The following is a 24,150-nucleotide window of genomic DNA, read 5'->3' as shown; positions in this document are numbered from 1 at the left end:
CGATCTGGTATCGCGCTTTCTTCGCCTGCCTCTGGAACAGCGCCAGCAGTTTTACCAGCGTCTGCAAAGCCGTGGCATGAGCTTCGCTCAACTGCCCATCGCCTCGATTCGTGAAGAGGGGCAGAGCCTGCCTCTGTCCTATGCCCAGGAACGCCAGTGGTTTCTCTGGCAGCTGGACCCCGAGAGTTCGGCCTATCACGTGCCCGGGGCCCTGCGTCTGAGCGGGCGCCTGGACAAGATGGCCCTGCGGCGCAGCTTCCAGACCCTGGTGGCGCGCCACGAAAGCCTGCGCACTCGCCTGCATCGCCAGGGCGAGCAGCTGATGCAGGAGGTGCTGGCCGAAGGGCTGATCGAGATCGCCGAAGCGCAGGTCGACGAGGCGCAGCTCAAGGCACAGGTGGAAGCCGAAGTCGAACGCCCCTTCGATCTGCAACAGGGGCCGTTGCTGCGGGTCAGCCTGCTGTGCCTGGGCCCAGAGGAGCATGTGCTGGTGCTGGTGCAGCACCACATCGTGTCCGATGGCTGGTCGATGCAGGTGATGGTCCAGGAGCTGATGCAGCTGTACGCCGCCTACAGCCAGGGCCAGGACCTGCAACTGCCGGCGCTGCCGATCCAGTATGCGGACTACGCCCTCTGGCAGCGGCGCTGGATGGAGGCGGGGGAGAAGGAGCGCCAACTGGCTTACTGGTGTGCGCTGCTCAGCGGCGAGCAGCCGGTGCTGGAACTGCCGTTCGATCAGCCGCGCCCGGCCCGGCAGAACTACCGCGGCGCGCGCCTCGACGTCGCCCTCGAACCGGCCCTGGTGGCGGGCCTCAAAGGCATGGCCCAGCGTGAGGGGGCGACCCTGTTCATGGTGCTGCTGGCCTCGTTCCAGGCATTGCTGTACCGCTACAGCGGCCAGTCGGACATCCGCATCGGCGTGCCGATCGCCAACCGCAACCGGGTCGAGACCGAGCACCTGATCGGTTTTTTCGTCAACACCCAGGTGATGAAGGCCGACCTCGACGGGCAGATGACCTTTGCCCAGTTGCTGGCGCAGGCCAAGCGTCGTTCGCTGGAAGCCCAGGCCCACCAGGACCTGCCGTTCGAGCAATTGGTCGAGGCCCTGCAACCGGAGCGCAGCCTGAGCCACAACCCGCTGTTCCAGGTGATGTTCAACCACCAGGCGGGCGGCGCCCAGGCCAGCGAAGGCGCGCAGCAACTGCCGGGCCTGCGGGTCGGCAACCTGGAATGGGACAGCCAGAGCGCCCAGTTCGACCTGAGCCTGGATACCCAGGAAGCCGGGGAAGGCATCTGGGCTTCCCTGACCTACGCCACCGACCTGTTCTGCGCCGCGACCGTCGAACGCATGAGCCAGCACTGGTTGAACCTGCTGCGCGCGGCCGTGGCCGATAGCGCCCTGCGCCTGCAGGACCTGAAGCTGCTGGACGCCGAGCAGCGCCAGCAGATGATCGGGCAATGGAACGCCACCGAGCGCGACTACCCGCTGGCGTGCACCGTGCAGCAGTTGATCGAAGAGCAGGTGGCGCGCCGCCCCGAGGCGCCGGCCCTGGTCTTTGCCGAGCAGAGCCTGAGCTACGCCGAGCTCAACCGTCGCGCCAACCGCCTGGCCCATCGCCTGATCGCGGCCGGTGTCGGTCCGGATGTGCTGGTGGGTCTGGCGCTGGAGCGTTCGATCGAAATGGTCGTGGGCCTGCTGGCGGTACTCAAGGCCGGCGGCGCCTATGTGCCCCTGGACCCGGAATACCCCCGCGAGCGCCTGGCCTACATGCTTGAAGACAGCGCGGTGAAACTGCTGCTGACCCAGGCCCATCTGCTGGAGCAACTGCCGATCCCGCAGAGCCTGCACAGCCTGGTCCTGGACCAGGACGACGCCGGGCTCGACGGCTACGGCGAACACAACCCGGACATTGTTCTGGACGGCGAAAACCTCGCCTATGTGATCTACACCTCCGGTTCCACCGGGCAGCCCAAGGGCGCCGGCAACCGCCATTCGGCGCTGACCAACCGGCTGTGCTGGATGCAGGAGGCCTATCAGCTGGATGCCAGCGACAGCGTGCTGCAAAAGACCCCGTTCAGCTTCGACGTGTCGGTGTGGGAGTTCTTCTGGCCGCTGATGACCGGTGCCCGGCTGGTGGTGGCCGCGCCTGGCGAGCATCGTGACCCGGCGCGCCTGGTGAGCCTGATCAACCGGCAGCAGATCAGCACCCTGCACTTTGTCCCATCGATGCTGCAGGTGTTCCTGCAGGACCCGGGCGCGGCCTCCTGCCAGAGCCTGCGGCGCATCGTCTGCAGCGGCGAAGCGTTGCCGGTGGACGCCCAGCAGCAGGTGTTCGCCAAGCTGCCGCGCGCCGCGCTGTACAACCTGTACGGCCCCACCGAAGCGGCGATCGACGTGACCCATTGGACCTGCGTCGAGGAAGGCCGGGACGGGGTGCCGATCGGCTGCCCGATCGCCAACCTGGGCTGCTACATCCTCGACAGTAACTTCGAGCCGGTGCCGGTGGGTGTGCTCGGCGAGTTGTACCTGGGTGGGGAGGGCCTGGCCCGGGGTTACCACCGCCGTGGGGCGCTGACCGCCGAGCGTTTCGTGGCCCATCCCTTCGTGGCCGGGCAGCGCCTGTACCGCACCGGCGACCTGGCGCGTTACCGCGCCGATGGGGTGATCGAATACGCCGGGCGCATCGACCACCAGGTGAAGCTGCGGGGCCTGCGCATCGAACTGGGCGAGATCGAGGCCCGCCTGCTGGAGCACGACTGGGTGCGCGAGGCGGCGGTGCTGGCGCTGGAAGGCAAGACCCTGGTGGGTTACCTGGTGCTGCAAGGGCAGGGCGAGGATTGGCGCGAGGTGCTGGCCGCGCACCTGGCCAGCCACTTGCCGGAGTACATGGTGCCGGCGCAGTGGGTGCTGTTGCAGCAGATGCCCCTGAGCCCCAACGGCAAGCTGGAGCGCAAGGCCCTGCCACGCCCGGATGCCAGCCAGGCCAGGGCGCAGTGGGTGGCACCGGTGAGTGCCATCGAGCAACAGGTGGCGGCGATCTGGGCCGATATCCTCGGGGTCGAGCGGGTTGGCCTGACGGATCACTTCTTTGAGCTGGGCGGCCATTCGCTGCTGGCCATGCAGGTGATGTCGCGCCTGCGCCAGGGCCTGGCGCTGGAAGTGCCGCTGCGCACGCTTTTCGAACAACCGCGCCTGGGCGGCTTTGTCGCCGCGGCGCAGGCCCTGGGGGACAGTGCCGGGCCGCAGGTGCCACCGATGGTCGCCGTGCCCCGGGATCAGCCCCTGGCCCTGTCCTACGCCCAGGAGCGGCAATGGTTTCTCTGGCAGCTGGAGCCCGCGAGCACGGCCTACCACGTGCCCGCTGCCCTGCGCCTGAAAGGCCGCCTGGACCTGGCGGCCTTGCAGCGCAGTTTCGACACCCTGGTGGCGCGTCATGAAAGCCTGCGCACCCATGTGCGCCAGGATGCCGAGCGCGCGGTGCAGGTGATCCAGGCACCGCAGCCGTTGCAGATCCTGCACGGCGAGATTGCCGAAGAGCGGCTCAAGGCCGAGATCGAGGCCGAGATTGGCCGGCCCTTCAACTTGGAGCAGGGACCGTTGCTGCGGGTCAAGCTGCTGCGTTTGGCCGAGGACGAGCACGTACTGGTGCTGGTGCAGCACCACATCGTGTCCGATGGCTGGTCGATGCAGGTGATGGTGGATGAGCTGGTGCAGTTGTACGCCGCCTACAGCCAGGGCCAGGACCTGCAACTGCCGGCGCTGCCTGTTCAATATGCCGACTACGCGGTCTGGCAGCGGCAGTGGATGGAGGCCGGAGAAAAACAGCGCCAGCTCGATTACTGGGTCCAGCTGCTGGGCGGTGAACAACCGGTGCTGCAACTGCCTTTGGATCATCCGCGGCCGGCGGCGCAAAGCCACCGTGGCGCGCGCCTGAATCTGCGCTTGCAGACTGCCCTGGCCGAGGACCTCAAGGCGCTGGCCCAGGCCCAGGGGGTAACCCTGTTCATGCTCCTGCTGGCCTCGTTCCAGACCCTGTTGCACCGTTACAGCGGCCAGCAGGATGTGCGCGTCGGGGTGCCAGTGGCCAACCGCAACCGCATGGAAACCGAGCGTCTCATCGGTTTCTTCGTCAACACCCAGGTGTTCAAGGCCGATATCGACGGGCAGATGAGCGTGGCCCAGGTGCTGGCCCAGGTGAAGCAGCGAGCCCTGGAGGCCCAGGCCCACCAGGACCTGCCGTTCGAGCAGTTGGTCGAAGCCCTGCAACCGGAGCGCAGCCTGAGCCTCAACCCGCTGTTCCAGGTGATGTTCAACCTCCAGACCGATCGCCGGCGCCTGCAGGCCGGGCAACAGCTCAGCGACCTGCGGGTGGAAGGCCTGGAGTGGGACAGCCACACCGTGCACTTCGATCTGGACCTGGACATCCATGAATCGGCCAATGGCCTGTGGGCTTCACTGGGGTATGCCAGCGACCTGTTCGAGGCCGCGACCATCCAGCGCATGGCCCGGCATTGGCAGAACCTGTTGCAGGCCATGGTGGCCGACCCGCAGCAGAGCATCGCCCAGCTGAAGTTGCTGGATGCCGATGAACAGCAGCAGACTCTCGCGCTCTGGGACCGCACGGACTCCGGCTTCCCGGCCACGCGCCTGGTGCATGAGCTGGTGGCCGACCGCGCCCGGGAAACCCCCGAGGCGGTGGCGGTGATCTTCGATACCCAGCAACTGACCTACGGCGAGCTCGATCGCAGCGCCAACCGCCTGGCCCGGGCGCTGATCGCCCGTGGCGTGGGCCCGGAAGTGCGGGTGGCGATTGCCATGCCGCGCAGCGCCGAGATCATGGTGGCGTTCCTTGCGGTGCTGAAAGCCGGCGGCGTGTACGTGCCGCTGGACGTGGAATACCCCGAGGATCGCCTGCTGTACATGCTGCAGGACAGCCGCGCCAAGCTGCTGCTGACCCACAGCGCCGTGGCGCACAAGCTGCCGATTCCGGATGGCCTGGACAGTCTGGTCGTGGATCGCAAAGAGGATTGGGCCGACCACAGCGATACCGCCCCCGAAGTGGCCCTGGATGGCGACAACCTGGCCTACGTGATCTACACCTCGGGCTCCACCGGCATGCCCAAGGGCGTGGCGGTGTCCCACGGGCCGCTGGTGGCACACATCATCGCCACCGGCGAGCGTTATGAAATGACTCCGGCGGACTGCGAACTGCACTTCATGTCGTTCGCCTTCGACGGCTCCCACGAAGGCTGGATGCACCCGTTGATCAACGGTGCCCGGGTGCTGATCCGCGACGACAGCCTGTGGCTGCCGGAATACACCTACGCGCAAATGCACCGCCATGGCGTCACCGTCGGCGTGTTCCCGCCGGTGTACCTGCAACAGCTGGCCGAACACGCCGAGCGTGACGGCAACCCGCCGGCGGTGCGGGTCTACTGCTTCGGCGGTGACGCGGTGGCGCAGTCCAGCTACGACCTGGCCTGGCGCGCGCTGCGCCCGACCTACCTGTTCAACGGCTACGGCCCGACGGAAACCGTGGTCACGCCGTTGCTGTGGAAGGCCCGCAAGGGTGACCCGTGCGGCGCGGTGTATGCGCCGATCGGCACCTTGCTGGGCAACCGCAGCGGCTATGTGCTGGACGCGCACCTGAACCTGCAACCGATCGGTGTGGCCGGTGAGTTGTACCTGGGCGGCGAGGGCGTGGCCCGCGGCTACCTGGAGCGCCCGGCACTGACTGCCGAACGCTTCGTGCCCGACCCGTTCGGCGCGCCGGGCAGCCGGGTGTACCGCAGTGGCGACCTGACCCGGGGCCGCGCCGATGGCGTGGTGGACTACCTGGGCCGGGTCGATCATCAGGTGAAGATCCGCGGCTTCCGTATCGAGCTGGGCGAGATCGAAGCGCGCCTGCGCGAACAGCAAACGGTGCGCGAAGCGGTGGTGGTGGCCCAGGATGGGCCGAGCGGCAAACAGCTGGTGGGTTACCTGGTGCCGCTGGACCCTACGCTGATCGAGGACGCCACGGCCCAGGCCCGTTGCCGTGAAGCCGTGCGCCAGGCATTGCGTGAGCACCTGCCCGATTACATGGTGCCGGTGCACCTGCTGTTCCTGGCGCAGATGCCGCTGACGCCGAACGGCAAGCTCGATCGCAAGGGCCTGCCGCAGGCGGATGCAAGCCTGATGCAGCAAGCCTATGTGGCCCCGCAGAGCGAACTGGAGCAGCGTATCGCGGCCATCTGGGCCGAGGTCCTGCGCGTGCCCCAGGTGGGCCTGAACGACAATTTCTTCGAGCTGGGCGGGGACTCGATCATCTCCATCCAGGCGGTCAGCCGGGCCCGCCAGGCGGGCATCCGCTTCAGCCCCAAGGACCTGTTCCAGCACCAGACCGTGCACAGCCTGGCGGCGGTCGCGCGCCAGGGCGAGCAGGGGCTGGTCATCGATCAGTCGCCATTGAGCGGCGAGCTGCTGTTGCTGCCGATCCAGCAAGCGTTTTTCGAGGACGCCATCGTCGAGCGCCACCACTGGAACCAGTCGGTGGCACTGCGTACCCATGAGCACCTGGACCCGCTGCTGCTGACCCAGGCCCTGCAGGCGTTGATCGTCCACCACGACGCCCTGCGTTCGCAGTATGTGCGGCAAGGGCAGGGCTGGCAGGCCAGCTATCGCCCCGCACAGCAGCACCAGGCCGAAGAGCTGCTGTGGACCCGAACAGTGGCGGACGCCGAGGCCCTGACGGCCCTGGGCGAGCAGGCCCAGCGCAGCCTGGACCTGGAGCGGGGGCCGTTGCTGCGGGCGGTCCTCGCCGAGCTGGGTGACGGCTCCCAGCGCCTGCTGCTGGCGATCCATCACCTGGTGGTGGATGGCGTGTCCTGGCGGATCCTGCTGGAAGACTTGCAGAACGCCTATCGCCAGTTGGCCCAGGGGCGCCCCGTGAGCCTGCCGGCCAAGACCAGTTCGACTCGGGCCTGGGCCCAGCGTTTGCAGAGCCATGCCCAGGGCGACGCCCTGCAACGGGAACTGGCGTGGTGGCAGGAGCAGTTGCAGGGGGCCGAGGCCGATCTGCCGGGGGCCGATCCGGCAGCCAGCCTGAGCAACCGTCACGCCGTGAATGTCACCACGCACCTGGACCAGGCCTATACCCGCCAGCTGTTGCAGGATGCGCCGGCGGCCTATCGCACGCAGATCAACGATCTGCTGCTGACCGCCCTGGCGCGGGTCATGGGGCGCTGGACCGGACAGGCCTCGACCCTGATCCGCCTGGAAGGGCATGGCCGCGAAGACCTGTTCGACGACGTCGACCTGACACGCACCGTGGGCTGGTTCACCAGCCTCTATCCGGTGAAGCTGGTGCCGGCGCCGAGCCTGGCGGACTCGCTCAAGGGCATCAAGGAACAACTGCGGGCGATTCCCGACAAGGGCATCGGCTTTGGCGCCCTGCGTTACCTGGGCAGCGCGCCGATTCGCGAGGCCTTGAGCCAGTTGCCGCGTCCGCGCATCACCTTCAACTACCTCGGACAGTTCGATGGCAGTTTCGACGCGGGGCCGCGCGAGGGGCTGTTTTCGCCCTCTGGCGATGACATGGGGGCCGAGCAGAGCCCTGATGCGGACCTGGGCAACTGGCTGGAAATCAACGGTCAGGTCTATGCCGGCGAATTGAACCTGAACTGGAGTTTCAGCCGGCAGATGTTCGAGCAGGCGACCATCCAGCACCTGGCCGACGACTACGCCCGGGAACTCAAGTTGCTGATCGAGCATTGCTGCCAGCCGCAGAACCACGGCGCGACCCCGGCGGACTTCCCCCTGGCGGGCCTCTGCCAGGAGCAACTGGATGCCTTGCCGCTGGCGCTGGAGCAGGTCGAGGACCTGTACCCGCTGGCACCGATGCAGCAGAGCATGCTCAACCAGTTGCTGCACGCGCCGCGCGCCGGCGACTACATCAACCAGATGCGCATCGACGTTCAGGGCCTGGACCTTGCGCGCTTTTGCGCCGCCTGGCAGGCGGCCATGGACCAGCATGCGATTCTGCGCACCGGCTTCCTCTGGCAGGCTGGCCAGCCGCCGCTGCAAGTGGTCTACAAACAGCGCCCACTGCCGTGGGTGGAGCATGACTGGGAGCATCGCAGCGATCAGGCTCACGCCCTGGAAACCCTGGCCCGGACCACCCGCAGCCAGGGCTTTGCCCTCGATCAGGCCCCGCTGTTGAGCCTGGTGGCGGTGCGTACCGCAGCCGACCGTTACCACCTGATCTACACCAGCCACCATCTGCTGCTGGATGGCTGGAGTGGCTCGCAGCTGTTTGGCGAGGTGCTCCAGCATTACGCCGGCGAGCCCCTGCCGTCGCGCACCACCCGCTATCGCGACTACATTGCCTGGCTGCAGCGTCGCGACCAGGAAGCCAGCCGGGCCTTCTGGACCGAGCACCTGGCGCCACTGCACGCGCCTACGCGCCTGCCCGGCAATGCCGTGGTGCTGCCCGGACAGGCGCGGGAGGCCAATGCCGATCACCGGCTGACCTTCGACCTCAAGCAGACGGCGCAACTCAAGGCCGCCGCGCAGCGCTACAAGGTCACCCTCAATACCCTGGTGCAAAGTGCCTGGCTGCTGCTGTTGCAGCGCCATAGCGGACAGGACAGCGTGGCCTTCGGTGCCACGGTGTCGGGGCGCCCGGTGGAGTTGCCGGGGATCGAGCAGCAGGTCGGGTTGTTCATCAACACCTTGCCGGTGATCGCGGCGCCGCGTGCGGCCCTGGCAATCGGCGATTGGGTGCAGCAGGTCCAGGCGCAGAACGTGCGCCTGCGCGAGCATGAGCAGACCGCGTTATCGGACATCCAGCGCTGGGCCGGGCTGGCCGGCCAGGAACTGTTCGACAGCGTACTGGTGTTCGAGAACTACCCGGTGTCCGAAGCGCTGGAGCAAGGCGCGCCTTCGGGGTTGCAGTTCGTCGACGTGCAGAGCCTGGAGCAGACCCACTACCCGTTGACCGTCATGCTCTGGTCCGCGGACACCCTGCGGCTGGAGTTCAACTACGACCGCAAGGTCTTCAACGCGGCGGACATGCGTCACCTGGCCGGGGACTTCCAGCAGTTGCTGCTGGGCCTGGCGGACAGGACGCTGCACTGCCTGGGTGATCTGCCTGCACCGGAGCGCGTCGAGCCTGAGCCGCTGCAGGTGTAGCACCACGAGCGGCTCCGGCCACCCAGCAGCCCCCGGTCACTGACAGTGAGCGGGGGCTTTTTATTGGCTGGGGATGGCCTTCAAAGCGTTGCGGCCGCTGCGCCCGATCGCAGCCTGCGGCAGCGGCTACACAGAGTGGCTTGCGCACGATGGCATCGCATGGGGTGGTGCTTGAGGTGCGGCCCAGGAGCGGCAGGAGTGAACGCAGGCACGCCGGTGTAGCCGCTGCCGAGCCACGGCGAGGCTGCGCAAAGGCCCGCAGGGCCTTGCTTGAGGATGCCGTGTCGGTAGCAAAGGGATAGAAGGGCGAGGTGAAAACAGACGCGCCGCTGAACAAGAGCCTTGTCCAGCGGCGCGGGAGGAAGCCGGAATCAGAAGTCCCAGCGGGTGGTGACCATGAAGCTGCGGGGTTCGCCGTAGAAGTAGGAGTTGAAGAAACCGGTGTTGGAGTAGTAGGTCTTGTCGAGCACGTTGTTGACGTTGAGCGTGGTCGAGACGTTATCGGTGATCTGGTAACGGGCCATCAGGTCCACCACCGAGTAGGGGTCCTGGCTGACTTTCACGTTGTTGCCGTTGACGCTGAGAACGTTCCACGCCTTGCCTTGCCAGCGCAGCCCGCCACCCAGGGTCAGGCGGTCCAGGTCACCCGTCAGCTTGTAGCTGGTGTACAGGCTGACCAGGTCCTGGGGTTCCCAGGTGGAGACCTTGGTGCCGGTCTGGTCGCGGATCACTTTGTGGGTGTAGCCAGCCTTCAGCTGCCAGCCCGGGGCCAGCTCGCCGGAGACTTCCGCCTCGTAGCCTTTGGTCTTGGCGGTGATCCCCATGGAGGCATAGGCGTTCTCGTGGGAGCCGTTGTAGACGACGTCGTCCACAGCGCGGTTTTCCTGGTGCAGTTCGAAGTAGGCCAGGCTGGAGTTCAGGCGGCCTTCAAAGAACTCGCCCTTGATCCCCAGCTCGTAGCTCTTGCCTTCATCGGGCTCCAGAACCTTGTTGCTGGAGTCGCGATAGTTCTGCGGGTTGAAGATCTCGCTGTAGTTGGCGTAGGCAGAGAAGTGCTCATCGATGTCGTAGATCAGGCCGGCATAAGGCAGGACCTTGCCGGTGTCCTTGAGGTCGGTGGTGCCGGTCAGGCTGTAATAGACCACGCGGCTGCCGAGCAACAGCTTGAGGTCATCCATCAGGCTGAACTGCGCGGTGATATAGCCGGCGTTCTGGCGGGTGATCTCATCGGCCTTGACGCTCAACGGGCCCCAGCTCGAGGGCTTGGCCGCCTTGCCGTCCCAGTTGTAGAAGTCGTAGCTGTTGGTCTGGGAGAGCCGTGGGTTCCAGTAGTCGTAACCCTTCTTGTGGGCACGGGAACTGGCGGCACCGACCACCAGCTGATGCTCGCGCCCGAACAGGCTGAAGGGGCCGGTGGCGTACATGTCGAGGCTGTCGCTCTTGGTCTCGCCATCGAAGCTGTTGATGTTGATGGTGGTCATACCGTCCGCGGTTGGCGGCCGCAGGGTGTTCACGTGGGCGTCATAGCCACTGATCATGTGGCTGTACTGGCCCTTGGCGACCCAGCCGTTGGCGAAGCTGTGTTCCAGGGTGGCGAACACGTTGCGCGTGTACTGCTCCCAGGAAGCCCAGCGGGCGCCACTGTTGAAGGACCGCGGCATGTCCAGGCGATTGCCGGCCTTGTCGAACAGCGGCGCGGCACCGGCCCAGCTGGAACCCTTGGGAATGCTGTCCTGGTAGTCGACGCCGACGCTCAACTGGGTGTCCGGCGACAGGTCGAAGTCGAGAATGCCGTAGTAGACATTGGTCTTGTTCGAGAAGTGGTCCATGTAGGAGTCTTTCTGCTGATACGCCGCCACCGCCCGGCCACGGACGTTGCCGGTTTCGGTCAAGGGACCGCTGACATCGATCTCGGTGCGGTAGTTGTTCCAGGAGCCGAACCCCTGGCTGGCATGGCCCTGGAATTGGCTGGTGGGCTTCTTGCGGATCAGGTTGATGGTGCCGCCGGGGTCGCCGGCGCCGGTCAGCAGGCCGCTGGCGCCCTTGAGCACTTCCACCCGATCGTAGATCGCCATGTCGCTCAGGGTCTGGCCGCTGGCATAGACCGCGTCGCGAATGGTCGGGATGCCATCGATCTGGAAGTTCTGCACCGAGAAGCCGCGCGAGAAGTAGTCGCTGCGCTGGGTGTCGTAGGCATTCACGGTGATGCCCGGGGTGTGGCGCATCACGTCGTTGATCGAGGTGAAGTTGAAGTCGTCCATGGCCTGGCGGGTGGTCACCGAGATCGACTGCGGGGTTTCCCGTGGGCTCAGCACCAGGCGTGTTGCGGTGGCGATGGTGCCCGGGGTGTAGGAGCCCGAGCCTTCGGTGATGGTCCCCAGCTGGTCGGCACTGACGTTGGTCATGCCCAGTTCCAGCGGGCCGCTGGAGGTGGCGGCATTGATGGTCAGCGAGCTGCCGCTGAGGTTGTAGGTGGTGCGGGTGCCGTTGAGCAGGGTCTTGATTGCCTGCTGCGGTTCCAGCTTGCCCTTGACCGCGGTGCTGCGCTGGCTCTGGATATCGCTCGGGTTGTAGAGAACCTGCAGGTTGGCCTGGCGGCCGAACTCTTGCAGGGCGCTGCCTAAAGGTTGCGCAGGAATGTCCAGCTCGATCTCCTGGGCCTGGACATAGCCGGCTACCGGTAGCGCCACGGCAAGGGCCAGGGCACTGGGCAGGAGGTTGATGTTCAGGGCCCGTCGCATGGATAGCGCTTTACTCAGGGGACTGAGACCGAGTAGTGCAGACATGGGTGTTTTCTCTTCTATGTTTTAGTGGGCAGATGGATATTTATTGCGTCTAATTCTCATTACCAATAGTGAGACGTTCATCCTTGAACAAACCGGAAAAAAATTTCAGGCCGGCTGCAGGTCCCTTTCGTGCACGACCTTGCCGGCGCGCAGGCGCACCAGTTGGTCGGCGATGTCGAAGTAACGGTCGTCGTGACTGATGACGATGATGGTCTTGCCCAGGCGCTTCAGGTCCGGCAGCAGCTCGGTGTAGAAGATCCGCCGGAAGACCGGGTCCTGGTCGGCGGCCCATTCGTCGAACACCAGCACCGGGCGTTCTTCCAGCCAGGCATTGACCAGGGCCAGGCGCTTGCGCTGGCCGGTGGACAGGTCGGTGGTGCTGAAGGCGCCGTCCTTGATGCTGACCTTGTGGGCGATTTCCAGGCGGTCGAGGTATTGCGCGGCGCTGTCCAGCGAGCCTTGGCCACCGCCCTGGACCAGATCGTCGAACAGGAAATAGTCGGCGAATACCGTGGTGAACAGTTGGCGGTAGTCGTCCCGAGTGCGGGCGACCACCGGCTCGCCATTGAGCTGGATCTCGCCCGAGTGGGGCTGGTAGAGGCCCAGTAGCAGCTTGATCAGGGTGGTCTTGCCGCAGCCGTTTTCACCGACGATGAACACGATGTCGCCCTGCTTGATGCTCAGGTTGATCGGCCCCAGGTGGAACGGCTCGCTGCCTTCCACGGCGGGCGGGCTGTAGCTCACGCCGCGCAGTTCCAGGCTGTGCACCACGGGTTTGGGGGCTTCGGAATCGTCCATCAGCAGGTGCGGTTCGGGGGAGGAGAAGCGCTCGGACAGCTCGCGGATGCGTTCGAAGGCGATCTTGGCCCGGCCGATGATCGGCAGGTAGCCCACCACATGCTCCAGGGGGCCTTTCATGTACAGCAGCACCAGCACGAAACCGGTGATCACCGCCGGGTCCGGGTTGGGGTTGTAGGCCTGCATCGCCAGGGCCAGGCCGATGACCACGAAGAACAGCATCGAGCCGAAGGTCTTGGCCATGATGTAGATGTTCACCGAGCGCACCTGGATGTCGCTGATCAGGTCTGCGGTTTCCTGGATCCTGTGGGTGTTCATCCGGTAGCGCCGGGGCCGGTGCATGCGCAGTTCCTTGGCCCCGGAAGCAATGGCGGAGTAGTAGCGCTGCAGCTCGTCTTCCTGGTCGCGGGCTTCGTCGAAACCGCGGATGCCCTTGGCTCCGGCGATGAACTGCACGCTGCTGCCGATGATGATGGCCACGATCATCAGCAAGAACATCGGCACCGACAGGTACGCCAGGTAGCCCAGGCAGCCCAGGGTCACGGTGAAGGCGATGGCCAGCGGGGTGAAGGCGAAGGAGAACTCACTGATGGTGTCGACGTCGTGGGTCAGCACCGGGATCAGGCGGTGGCTGCGATAGCGCTCGATCTGCTCGATGGGCGCCGAAAGCACTTTTTCGCCCAGGTCCTTGCGCAGGGCGGCAATGATCCGCTGGCCCACGTAGTTGGTGCCGATATCCGAGACGATCGAACTGGTCAGTGCCAGCAGGCACAGGGCGGCGAAGGTCAGGATCACCGCCTGGCTCATGCCCGTGGGTGAGTGCAGGGCATTGTTGATGGTGGCCAGCAACAGGGTGATCGCCAGGCCGCCGGTCATGCCCAGGGCCACGGAAATCACCACCGTGGTGCGAAAGGGCCTGAGCAATGCGAGCAGTCCGCTGGAGGCGCCGCGCTTAGGGTCGGTCATAAGTACTTCCCAAAATGGTGGATAGAGGGTCGAGGCAGGCAGACCCTTACCCATGACAAACGAAAGATTGGCGCGAGTATTTAGCTCGGCGTGCCCAGGGGCGCGTACGGCGCGGATAAATCCCCCGGGGCCTGGTTCGTTCTTGTTCTGTGGGCACAGGCGTATCCACGCGGTGCCTGATCCATTGAGCGAGAGCGAGCAAATGACGAAGAAGAATCTGGTGTATGTCTGGTCCCTGCGAAACGCTGCCGCCGACAAGGCCGGGCAGCCGGTGGCCTACAAGGACCACGAGCGTTACATGAAATCGGTGCTGGAGTTCCTGGTGGAGTCGCTGAACCAGACGCCCCTGGGCGAGGCCTACAACCTGGTGGGCGTGGTCTACGACGATGACCCGCAGTCGCCTCGCGACCAGCAACTGGTGCGTGACTACGGCTTTGCCTACCAGCCGGGCCGGCAGTGGCTGTACCCGGCAGACCTGGAGGTGCAGGGCAAGCGGGTCAACGACTTGCTGCTGAGCGTGCCGTCCACCTACCGCCGCCATCCCAGGGGCAGCGCCGAGCACATCGCCGGCAAGCAGGATTTCGAACGCCGCCTGCACGACACCCTGGTGGAGCTTGAGGCTGACATCGTGGTGCTCGACGGCCTGCTGGTGATCCTCGATGAACTGGTACGCCCGGGGGCGCCGTTCGCCCGGCGGATCATGAACATCCACCCGGGCATCACCCGCCTCGAATCGCCTTATGAGCGGCGCGGTGCCTATGCCACCTGGAATGCCCTGTACGGCGCCCGTGGGCAGAAGGTGGTGGACTGGAACACCCGGGAAACCGTGCCGACCGAGCCGCTGTACCTGACCGGTGCCTCGTTCCACTACGTGGACAACGGCATCGACTCCGGCGAAGTCTTCCATGATGTGCTCAAGACCGAGATCTCGCCCGACGACACGATCCTCGAACTGCGCTGGAACAACTTCAACAACAGCCTGTTCCCGGCCCTGCACGAAGGCCTGACCCTGCTGGCCAGGCAAGCCTGAGCCGGCCTGCGGCGCGTCCTGTAGCCGCTGCCGCAGGCTGCGACCGGCTCCGCAGGAGTCGCCGCTCATGAGAGCACCGAAAGTCCTGCGGCCCCGCCGGCCGCGGGGTCGTCAAGCTGGGGTCAGAGCAGGCGCACGACGCGAAAGCCGATCCAGTCGCCGCGGGTCTGTGGGTAGATGTTGTTGCGGTTGCCCGAGCGCGAGAAGACCGGTGCTTCGCCCCAGTCGTTGCCGCGGATCTGCAATGACGGGCAGCCCGGCTCGACCCAGGCGCTGCCATCGGTCGGCGCGCCGACGTAGTTGGGGTGTTCGCAGTCGGCGATCCATTCATAGACGTTGCCGTGCATGTCGTACATGCCAAAGGCGTTGGGCGGGTAGCTGCCCACGGGCGAGCTGTAGCTGTAGCCGTCCGCCGGACCATAGGTGTTGGCGTGCTGGGCGATGCTGTAGCCCTTGCCTTCGTCGAAGGGAAAGGGGAACGGCCCACTGGAACCGGCGCGGGCGGCATATTCGCGCTGGGCTTCGCTGACCATCTGGTAGCGGTGGCCGGTCTTCTGCGACAGCCAGGCGACATAGGCCTGCACCTCGGGGAAGTTCATGCACACCGCCGGCTGGCGCGGGCCCTGTGGGTAGCGCGGCTTGCTGGCCACGCATTCGCGACCAGGGCGGGTATCGCCGTTGGGGATCTTGACCCCGGTCTGGCGCAGGTAGCTGTCCCACTCTGCCGCCGTGATCTGGAAGCGGCTCATGGCGAAGGGGCTGGCGAAGGTCACCTCGTGCATCGGGCCCTCATCGGGTTCGCGGCCGACTTCGTCCTCCGGGGTGCCCATGGTGAAGGTGCCGGCCGGCAGCACGACCATTTCCGGACAGTCCTTGCAGTCCTTGAAGACCGTGCCCGGCTGCGGTTCGTCCGCCTGTGCGGAATGGGGCAGCAGGCCGGCGAGGAGGGCGCCCAGGGCCAGGGTGGCCAGTGGCTTGAACGGTGGGCGGGACGGTGGCTGGTTCATCAGTCATCTCGATCAAGGGAGGGGGAAACGGGCGCGCGGGCGCCCGGTCAGAATTTGTTCTGCAGCAGGGCCATGAACCGCTCGATCTCGCCTTCGTGGTTGAGCAGCCCGGGCGCGGCGCGGACCACCGGGCCGACATCGCGATCCACGGCGTCGGCCACCACGCGGTTGCGCATCAGGTAGGCCGCCACCTGATCGCAGTTCTGCGCCTTGACCCGGAAGAAGGTGAAGCCTGCGGAAAGCTCCGGGCTCAGGGGCGTCACCAGTTCGATGGCGGAGTGCGCCTGCAGCCGTTGCTTGAGGTCGCTGTTGAGCTGATGGATGCGCGCCTGGACCTGCTCCTTGCCCAGTTGCAGGTGCAGCTTGAAGGCCTCGTTCAGCGCCCAGCGATGCTCGAAGGCGTGGTAGCCGCCGGGGGTCATCGAGGTGGCGAAGTTGTTGTCTTCGGAGAAGGTGGGGACGGTCGGCGTCAGGTCCTTGAGCTTCTCGGAGCGGGCGCAGATGATCCCGGTGCCGCGAGGGCCGAACATCCACTTGTGAGTGCCGGAAATGAAGTAGTCGCAGTGCATGTCGGGGAAGTCCAGGTTGTCCACGCCAAACCCGTGGACCCCATCCACCACATAGATGATTCGGTCTTTGTCGTCGCGGTTGCGGTTGAACTCATCCACCAACTGGCCGATCTCGCCGATCGGCAGCTTCACGCCACTGCCCGACTGCACCCAGGTCATGCCCAGGACTCGGGTATTGGGGCGGATGCTGCGCTTGATCGAGCCCAGGATTTCATCCTTGGACACCCGGTGCGGGTCCTTGAACAGGCTGATCTTGCGCACCTGGGTGCCTTGTTTGGCCACGCGGAAATTCAGGCTGTATTCGGTGGCGTAGTGTTCGTGGACCGTGGTCAGGATCTCTTGATCGGGCCGCACGTGAAGGCCGCCGTAAATCATCGCCAAGCCTTCGCTGGTGCTGCCGGTGAGGGCGATCTGGCCGGGCTTGGCCTTGAGGTAGCGTCCGGCCCAGAGGCGGACCTCGGCTTCGCGCTTCCAGGTTTCCTGCAGGTCCCAGTCCATGGCCAGCCCCGGGTTACGGTCTATCCGCGCGCGGTGTTGCTCGATGGCATCACGCACGGGCTTGGGGTGCGAGGTCACCAGGAAGTTGGAGAAGTGGATGTAGTCCGGGTCCTGGTCGAACAGCAGGCGCAGTTGCGCCCATGGATCTTTGGGCATGGGGGCCGGAGTGCTAGCACCGGTGCTGGTGCCGGAGGCAGCCAGGGCGCCAGCGCCCAGAGGCAGGCCGGCGGCAAGGATGCCGGCCTGTTTGAGGAATGTACGGCGATCGGTCATGAGCTCATTTCACTGGTTGGCAGAAGGGGGGATCAACGATTGGCCACAGGCTTGGCGGACTGCTGTACCTGTGCCCAGACCCGCAGGAAATTGCCGCCCCAGAGCTTGGCGATGTCCGCTTCGCTGTAGCCGCGCTGCAGTAGCTCGGCGGTGATGTTGCGGCCCTCGCTGACATCCTTCCAGCCATTCAAGCCGCCGCCGTCGTTGAAGTCCGAGCTGATGCCGACATGGTCGATACCGATCTTCTTCACGGCGTAGTCGATGGCGTCGCCGAAGTCCTTGAGGGTGGCCTTGGGTTCCTTGTCGAGGATCGCGTACAGGGCGCTGGCGTATTCGCCAAAGCGCTGCTCGGGCCACACGGTGATGATGGCGTCGCCGGGCATCAGGGCCATTTCCAGCCCGGTCAAGGGCTGCAGGTCGAAGCGCGCGCGCAGGGCGTTGAGCTTGTCCCGGGTCGCTTGGCTCAGGGGGCGGAGATAGGCGCCGAAGCCGACGATCTGCACCACGCCGCCGCTGTCCTTGATCAGCTGCATTTCCTTGTCGCTGAGGTTGCGCGGGATATCCACCAGGGCCCGGGGCGCCGAGTGCGAGGCGACGAAGGGCGCGCGGCTGAGCTGGCTGACCTGCTCCAGGGCCTGGGTCGACATCTGCGAGACGTCGATGATCACCCCCAGGTCGTTGAGTCGGTGCACCGCCTGCCGGCCCAGCTCGGACAGGCCGCCCAGGGCATCCGGGGTGTCGTTGAAGAACGGCAGCGGGCGCGAGGAGTCAGACCAGGCGTTGTTGCCCACGTAGCTGAAGCCGAACATGCGCATGCCCCGGGCCGCCCAGTGATCGAGCTGGTCGAGATCGGTGCCCAGCGGATAGGCGTTGAGTATGCTGAGGAACACCGCGAACTTGCCTTCACCGTTGAGGCGTCGGAAGTCGTCCGGGGTATAGGCAATGCCCACCTGGTTGGGGAAGTCGCGGACCATGCCGGTGAGGATCTTGTAGCGCGCTTCCTGCTCGTTGCGCGCGGCGTCGACAAACCCCGCCGTGGGGCGATGGGGGGCATTGGGCCCGTTCCAGATTTCCGGCCAGCCGAAGATCGTCAGGGCTGCGCCGGACAGGCGTCCGCGTCCGGCCTTGGCCAGGTCGAACTGGCCGCTGCCGTCCTTGTCGGCCTCGTTGCCGGTGCTGCCGAAATCCAGGGGCACGGTGATGTGGCTGTCGAAGGAGAGGATGCGCTCCTGCAATTCTTCGGCCTGCTTCATCACCTTGACCGGGTAGCCCGGGTTGTCCCTGAACCAGTAGTCCCAGGCCAGGAAGCCGGCGCCGGCGCCAATCGCCAGGGCCAGCGGCAGGCCGATGTAAAGAGCCTTCTTCGAACGTGGTTTTGTCATTGCCATCTCAGTCGGATTCGCCGTCAAGGTGCAGGCACGGGGGCCTTTGCTATCTGGGAAGGACGAGCCAGTGGCGAGAAAATTTAACCGCCCCGCGCGGGCGCTAAATTTCCTGGGGCAACAAACGTCCTAGCTTGGATAAAGCCTGCATCAGGGCTGACACAGGTAGGGCAATGACGATTTCTCGACGAGGGTTCATGGCGGGCCTGGCGCTGACTGGCGCTGCGGTGCCGGCGGCGTTTTACGTGCATCGCGAGTTGACGCGCGAGGAATTCCCGGTCACCCCGGGCGAGGCCACGGTGGACCTGGCGGATACCGCCGGACAACGCTTGGCGGACCAGTTGCGAGGCATCTGGAGCATTCGCTTCGAGGGCGCCGATGCCGGGCTTGACGGCTTGCCGTCACTGGGCCTGGAGCTGTTCCTCGATGTCGCCCAGCGCGGTCGCGGCCTGTGCGGCTACCTGGATAGTGCCGAGGCGCTGCGTGCTGAGGCCGAGCCGCGCTATCGGATCGTCGGCGACCTGGTGAACCCGCAGCCGGCTGAACTGTACTGGCGGCTGATCCCGGCCAGCGCGCTGGACGGTGCTGCCGCTTATGAATTCAAGATGAGCCTGGATGAGGTCTGGGCCGACTTCGCCAATGCCGGCAGCGGCACCCTCAGTGGTCGTGTCGAGCGCTTGGACCGGCCCCTGGCGCTGCCGGCCCGGGACAATCGCTTTGTCGCCACCAAGCAGATGTTTCCCGAGGCCCGCCAGCGTATCGGCCTCAACCCCACCTTGCTGGCCTGGCTGGTTTCCCCCGAGCATCGGTTGTTCCACCAGCTATGGCACGCGACCCGGGACAAGTGGCACCGGCTGTCCGAAGAGAAGCGCGACGCGCTGCGCGGCATCGGCTGGCAGCCCGGTCCTCGGGGGCAGGAGCGCGATGCGCGCGGTCCGAAGAAGGACCGCAACGGCTCGGGCATCGATTTTTTCTTCATGCACCGGCACATGCTCGGCACGGCGCGCTCCATGCAGGACTTGCCGTCCTGGCAGCATTTCCCCCTGCCGCAGCCGGAACTGCTGCGCGATCGCCCGGGGTTCGCCCGCTACTTCGACAACCATGACGGTGGCTCCCTGCCGCCGACCTGGCTGGCCCATGACGATGACGAGTACAGCCAGTGGGTCAGCGACATCAAGGCCGGTGAGACTTACCACAGCAACTTCCAGGTCTGGGAATCGCAATACCGTGACCCGCGCTACCTGGCGAACCTGACCTTGGGCCAGTTCGGCTCGGAAATCGAACTGGGCCTGCACGACTGGCTGCACATGCGCTGGGCCTCGGTGCCGCGGGATCCCTCCAGCGGTGCGCCGGTGCCCATGGCCCGCGATCCGGCGGATTTTTCCCCGCGCTGGTACCAGCCGGAAAACGACTTTCTCGGCGATCCGTTCTCCTCCCATGTCAGCCCGGTGTTCTGGCGTTTTCATGGCTGGATCGACGACCGCCTGGAGGACTGGTTCCGCGCCCACGAGCGTTTCCATCCCGGCGAACTCAAGCGCCTGGAAGTCAACGGCGTGCCCTGGTTCGCCCCGGGGCGCTGGGTCGAGGCCGGCGATCCCTGGCTGGGGCCGGTGACCCATGGTTGCAGCACCATCCCCGGATTGCAGCCTGGCAAGACCGTGGAGATGGACCCGGAAACCATGAAGCTGGCCCTGCGCATCACCTTTATCGATGACGAGAAAAAACTCGCCGATCTGCTGCGCAAGGTGCCGCGCCGGCCCTGGTATGCGCGGCATCTGAAGGTCAGGCAGCGGCTGCTGTAGCGGCGCCGGACTGATCGTGAACTTCGAATCTGGAGGTCGTTGCTAGGGGGGGGGCAGATCGAAAGGGCCACCTCGGCCAGGAAGCTGAACAGTTCTGGATATCCAGTCTGCTGCCATGCCTGGGTTTCATGATCGAAGAAGCACACCTCTGCCAGGCATTGGTTATTTTCAATCCGGAAGCCGTAGAAGTCGCCGCAGCCGTTTTCTGAAAACAACAGATGACACTTGCCAATCAGTGGGTGTTGTCGATTGATTCTGGCCAGGTTGAAATCGCTGTCTCTGTCCAGTGAGTAAACGATTGCGAAGGCAAAGTAGCCGCCCCCATATTTTTGCAGGAACTGGCTGTACTCGGCAGGAAGTCGCAGCGCCAGGTCATTTTGAGCCTCGGTGATGTCCTCCTCGGTGGCGGCGCTGTCCGAAGGGAGCTCAAACCAGATCGGATGGAGGCTCTTCTTGGCATCCAGCAGTTGTTCAAATTCACTGAAGTTCATTGTCCTGGCCTTCTTGAGGGGCGAGGCATCAGGTGTCGGCCAGTGTTTCAGACGCTCCGTGATGGTTCAGGAGCCGAGCTAGCGATGCTATGTCCTGAGCTTTCGGTTTCTTGCAGGTCACGGCCTCGTAGATCTCGTTGAGCACCAGATCCGGATCCTTGTGGGTGAGCTGTGAGATGACATTCGCCAGGTTTCGATCTGACAGATGTTCATATAGCGCTGCCAGAAGAGGGCGGTAATCGGTTGGGCTGACTCCGTTCGGGAATGCTCTTTTCAGCATCGACAGTACGTCTGCCAGGGAGGCGTCCAGCTCGGTTCCGATGGGCATGGTAGGGGTGTTGCTTGCGTCGTTGGTGGGCGCACGATTCTAGGTCATCAGGACCCTGGCCGTCGCTGCGACGATGGCCAGTGGTGATGCCGCTGGCCATGCGAGCCTTTGGTGATTCAGTGATTCCAGCCGCCACCCAGGGCCTTGTACAGGGCAATGCTGGACTGCAGCCGCGACAGCCGCAGTTGCACGTGCTGATCCTGGGCGGCGTACAGGGTGCGCTGGGTTTCCAGCATGGTCAGCAGGTCTTCGGCGCCGGCCTGGTGGGAAGCCGTCATGAGCTTGTCGCGCTTTCTTGCAGCGCCTGTTCTTGTCGGTCGATAGCCTGTTCCAACTCAGCAGAGCGGCGAGCCCATTGTTCGGGCGGCAGTGGTTTGGACCATTCGATGATGGCAGGGTCAGTTAGATCGGGAGGACTGCCCAGTTTCCAGTTTTGCAACTTTTCGGCCAGATAAGTGCCGAGAAAGACGATAAAGAACAGGCCTTTTAATACGTCAAGAATCTCGCCTTTGAAGAGGCTGGTGACCACCGAGCCAATTTGAGTTTCCGCATAAGGTCGATGACCTAAACGGCTGTTGGGAACAGCCTCCGGCCCAACCTCCATGTAGCTGCGCATGCATTCCCACAGGCTCATGGCTGTTTCCCCACCGCCACAGCTGAACCCCAGGCTGAAGTTGCGTTCCTTTTCCGGAGCGTCGGGATCGGGGTTACGAAAGCCCACCACCAGCAGCCCTTGAGTGGTTTTGCCGTGTTGTCCAGCGGAAGACATGGCGATGGCCTGGGCGGTGGCTTGTTCCCACGGCACGATCCAGTAACGGCCGTCGGCAAAGGGCACACAGACTTCGCGGCGTTGGCGGTTGAAGCGGACAGGCGGCGGGACGGGGCGGCTCAACATGTAACTCAGCAACAACAGCGGGACGCCACAAAAGCACATGAAGCCGTACCAGTACGCAATATCGAACTCCTGAAAATTGATGGAAGGCATGATCCAGATGAAGATCAATATCACTGGCCAGAGCACCATCACGAACGAGCCAATGCTGTATGACCCGATATCCAGAAAGACATCGTTCTTGCGCCAGATGGTGTTGAGCACATCTTTCGGTGGCTGTCCGGTGGGGATCGCCGGCGGCGCCAGGTAGTCCCCTCTTGAGAGGAAACCTAGGCGGCGTGGTGTGGGAGTTGTCATGAGTTGACCGTGCCTTCTTGCAGCGCCTGTTCTTGTCGGTCGATAGCCTGCTCCAACTCAGCAGAGCGGCGAGCCCATTGTTCGGGCGGAAGTGGTTTGGACCATTCGATGATCGCGGGGTTGGTCAGATCAGGAGGAGGAGAAAGCTTCCAAGCCTGAACCATCATGATCAGCGGAGTGCCAAAAATAAAAATGGAGACGAAAAACCAAAGAGCTTGGCCAAACTCCTTGGCGAGCAGGTGATCGCGAATCTCCGTCACGAATCCCCACAACGAGCCCCAGAAAACCCCCTTTTTTCCAAGCTTTGCCCTTAGGTCCTCCAGATCACTATCACGCGGCACTGCATCCGGTCCGATCTCCATGTAACTGCGCATGCATTCCCACAAACTCATTGCTGTTTCCCCTCCGCCGCAACTGAACGCCAGGCTGAAGTCGCGCTCCTTTTCCGGAGCGTCGGGGTCGGGATTGCGAAAGCCCACCACCAGCAGCCCTTGAGTGGTTTTGCCGTGTTGTCCAGCGGAAGACATGGCGACGGCCTGGGCGGTGACGTGCTCCCACGGCACGATCCAGTAACGGCCGTCGGCAAAGGGCACACAGACTTCGCGGCGTTGGCGGTTGAAGCGAACAGGTAAAGGGACGGGGCGGCTTAGAAGGTAAATGAGCATCAATATCGGGAAGCCGCAAAAACACATGAACAAAAACCAGTACGGGGCGTTGATTTCTTCTAAAGGCTCAGACGGCATGAACCATAAGATAATCAATAGCGGTGGCCACATCACCATCACGAATGAACCAATACTGTACGACCCGATATCCAGAAAGACATCGTTCTTGCGCCAGATGGTGTTGAGCACATCTTTCGGTGATTGGCCGGTGGGAATGGCCGGCGGCGCCAGGTAGTCCTCTCTGGAGAGGAAACCTCGGCGGCTGCGTGGGGTAGTTGAAGTCATGCCCGTTCCTTGGGATCCAGATAGTTGAGGGGCTGGCCGGCACCCAGCCGGTAAATAGCGGCGCGATCCAGCTCCGGAGTCGGTTCGCCAGGACGCAAGGTGATGATTTCGCCGTCCGGGCTCAATAGCCCGCCATTGGGGGCCAGCGCATAGGCCATGCCCTTTGGGCCGCCGATGGTTGCACCGCCCCCAGCCAGCAAGGCCATGGGGTTGTGATAGCGGATGCGCAAGGAGAGGCGGGTCAGGGATCGTGGAAAGCTGGCCGTCAGACGCAACCCCTGACCTTCATCGGCAGGAATCCATTGGCATTTGCTGGCCCGCAACCAGTCTGCTCCCAGGTCGATCGATGTGCCTTGGGTGCCGGTGTTGAAGTGGGCCGTGTAAGGAGTGGGGTTGCCGCTCATGGCCAGATCGACTTCCGTCGACTCGGGAGCCGCGCCGGGCAGGTCGATGGTGAGCCGGGAGATGCCGGTCCTGGGTAAGGGTGTCGCCCAACGCTCCGCTGATTCTTGCTTGGCGCGTTTCCATCCCCAGGCGAGGCTGGTACAGCAGGGTAAACAGCAGGTTGAGTTCATTGAGTTGGGTTTGCGGATCGATAGTCTGGTTGGATGCGGCTCGGCGATGGCTCCAGCAGCACCAGCTTCTGGCTCTCGGGATGATCCTTGCCAATCACCTGGACGATCAGTTTGCCGGCTTCGCAGGCCGGGCCCGGGCTCAGGCTACCGATGGGGGCGCTCATGTCAGTGACTCCTTGTCTTGCCAATGCCGACGTAACAGTTCCAGGCGGTTCTCATTGCTGGTGTGTGAAACCAGACGCGGCAGGTCGTGGTGGGCATATCGCAGCCGCAGGTCGAGAAAACGCTGCAGTTCCTCGGCCTGGACGAAGCCCAGATCCATGCCCAGCTCCAG

The 24,150-nt window shown here is 64.5% G+C and carries 13 protein-coding genes and 3 pseudogenes; 3 read left to right on the top strand and 13 right to left on the bottom strand.

Annotated features, from left to right (window positions below):
* Positions 1–118: 118 nt before the first annotated feature.
* Positions 119–9,130: pseudogene (locus PST29_RS20385) on the top strand (amino acid adenylation domain-containing protein); the annotation flags it as partial.
* 413 nt (positions 9,131–9,543) lie between these two features.
* Here PST29_RS20385 and PST29_RS20380 read toward each other — a convergent pair.
* The gene (locus PST29_RS20380) at positions 9,544–11,913 is read right to left on the bottom strand and encodes a TonB-dependent siderophore receptor (protein ID WP_148659665.1); all 2,370 of its coding nucleotides are present in this window, start codon (positions 11,911–11,913) and stop codon (positions 9,544–9,546) included.
* Positions 11,914–12,063: 150 nt separating this feature from the next.
* The gene (locus tag PST29_RS20375) at positions 12,064–13,722 is read right to left on the bottom strand and encodes a cyclic peptide export ABC transporter (RefSeq protein ID WP_060844204.1); all 1,659 of its coding nucleotides are present in this window, start codon (positions 13,720–13,722) and stop codon (positions 12,064–12,066) included.
* A 202-nt stretch (positions 13,723–13,924) separates the two neighbouring features.
* Between PST29_RS20375 and PST29_RS20370 the strand changes: the two genes are divergently transcribed.
* Positions 13,925–14,752, top strand: a complete 828-nt coding sequence (locus PST29_RS20370; protein WP_060844203.1) for a formyltransferase family protein — start codon at positions 13,925–13,927, stop codon at positions 14,750–14,752.
* Positions 14,753–14,874: 122 nt separating this feature from the next.
* Here PST29_RS20370 and pvdO read toward each other — a convergent pair whose 3' ends face one another.
* From pvdO to pvdM, 3 genes are read right to left on the bottom strand one after another with little or no spacing between them, the layout of a single operon-like run.
* Positions 14,875–15,759 carry a dihydropyoverdine dehydrogenase gene (gene pvdO / locus PST29_RS20365; protein WP_060844202.1) on the bottom strand — a complete coding sequence of 295 codons (885 nt, stop codon included), beginning with the start codon at positions 15,757–15,759 and terminating at the stop codon, positions 14,875–14,877.
* A gap of 47 nt (positions 15,760–15,806) precedes the next feature.
* A complete protein-coding gene (gene pvdN, locus PST29_RS20360) occupies positions 15,807–17,099 on the bottom strand; it encodes a pyoverdine-tailoring periplasmic protein PvdN (protein WP_060844201.1) in 1,293 nt (430 codons plus the stop codon).
* A gap of 32 nt (positions 17,100–17,131) precedes the next feature.
* Entirely contained in the window at positions 17,132–18,481 is a 1,350-nt protein-coding gene (gene pvdM / locus PST29_RS20355) for a pyoverdine-tailoring dipeptidase-like protein PvdM (RefSeq protein ID WP_060844200.1), read from the bottom strand.
* Positions 18,482–18,654: 173 nt separating this feature from the next.
* Here pvdM and pvdP point away from each other — a divergent pair, with 173 nt between their 5' ends.
* A complete protein-coding gene (gene pvdP / locus PST29_RS20350) occupies positions 18,655–20,283 on the top strand; it encodes a pyoverdine maturation tyrosinase PvdP (protein WP_060844199.1) in 1,629 nt (542 codons plus the stop codon).
* Between the two features lie 80 nt (positions 20,284–20,363).
* Here the strand turns inward: pvdP and PST29_RS31175 are convergent.
* From PST29_RS31175 to PST29_RS32155, 8 genes and pseudogenes are all read right to left on the bottom strand, one after another.
* A pseudogene (locus PST29_RS31175) lies at positions 20,364–20,774 on the bottom strand (SMI1/KNR4 family protein); the annotation flags it as partial.
* A gap of 28 nt (positions 20,775–20,802) precedes the next feature.
* Positions 20,803–21,102 carry a DUF3349 domain-containing protein gene (locus PST29_RS20345; RefSeq protein WP_060844198.1) on the bottom strand — a complete coding sequence of 100 codons (300 nt, stop codon included), beginning with the start codon at positions 21,100–21,102 and terminating at the stop codon, positions 20,803–20,805.
* Positions 21,103–21,218: 116 nt separating this feature from the next.
* Positions 21,219–21,368, bottom strand: a pseudogene (locus PST29_RS31930) (RND transporter); the annotation flags it as partial.
* A gap of 8 nt (positions 21,369–21,376) precedes the next feature.
* The gene (locus tag PST29_RS20340; RefSeq protein ID WP_060844197.1) at positions 21,377–22,291 is read right to left on the bottom strand and encodes a hypothetical protein; all 915 of its coding nucleotides are present in this window, start codon (positions 22,289–22,291) and stop codon (positions 21,377–21,379) included.
* Positions 22,288–23,241, bottom strand: a complete 954-nt coding sequence (locus tag PST29_RS20335; RefSeq protein ID WP_060844196.1) for a DUF6708 domain-containing protein — start codon at positions 23,239–23,241, stop codon at positions 22,288–22,290. Before PST29_RS20335 ends, PST29_RS20340 begins: the two co-directional genes overlap by 4 nt.
* Complete coding sequence (locus tag PST29_RS20330) at positions 23,238–23,645, bottom strand: hypothetical protein (protein ID WP_060844195.1); 408 nt, start codon at positions 23,643–23,645, stop codon at positions 23,238–23,240. The genes PST29_RS20335 and PST29_RS20330 overlap by 4 nt, the downstream gene beginning before the upstream one ends.
* Before the next feature lie 167 nt (positions 23,646–23,812).
* Positions 23,813–23,980, bottom strand: a complete 168-nt coding sequence (locus tag PST29_RS32160; RefSeq protein WP_159426285.1) for a hypothetical protein — start codon at positions 23,978–23,980, stop codon at positions 23,813–23,815.
* Positions 23,977–24,138 (bottom strand): hypothetical protein, encoded by a 162-nt coding sequence (locus PST29_RS32155; RefSeq protein ID WP_159426284.1) that lies wholly within the window; start codon positions 24,136–24,138, stop codon positions 23,977–23,979. Before PST29_RS32155 ends, PST29_RS32160 begins: the two co-directional genes overlap by 4 nt.
* Between the last annotated feature and the right edge of the window lie 12 nt (positions 24,139–24,150).

The sequence above is a fragment of the Pseudomonas sp. St29 genome (genome assembly GCF_001547915.1).
GTDB lineage: Bacteria > Pseudomonadota > Gammaproteobacteria > Pseudomonadales > Pseudomonadaceae > Aquipseudomonas.
Note: the sequence above shows the minus strand (reverse complement) of the source record. Positions and strands in the feature narration are given on the sequence as shown.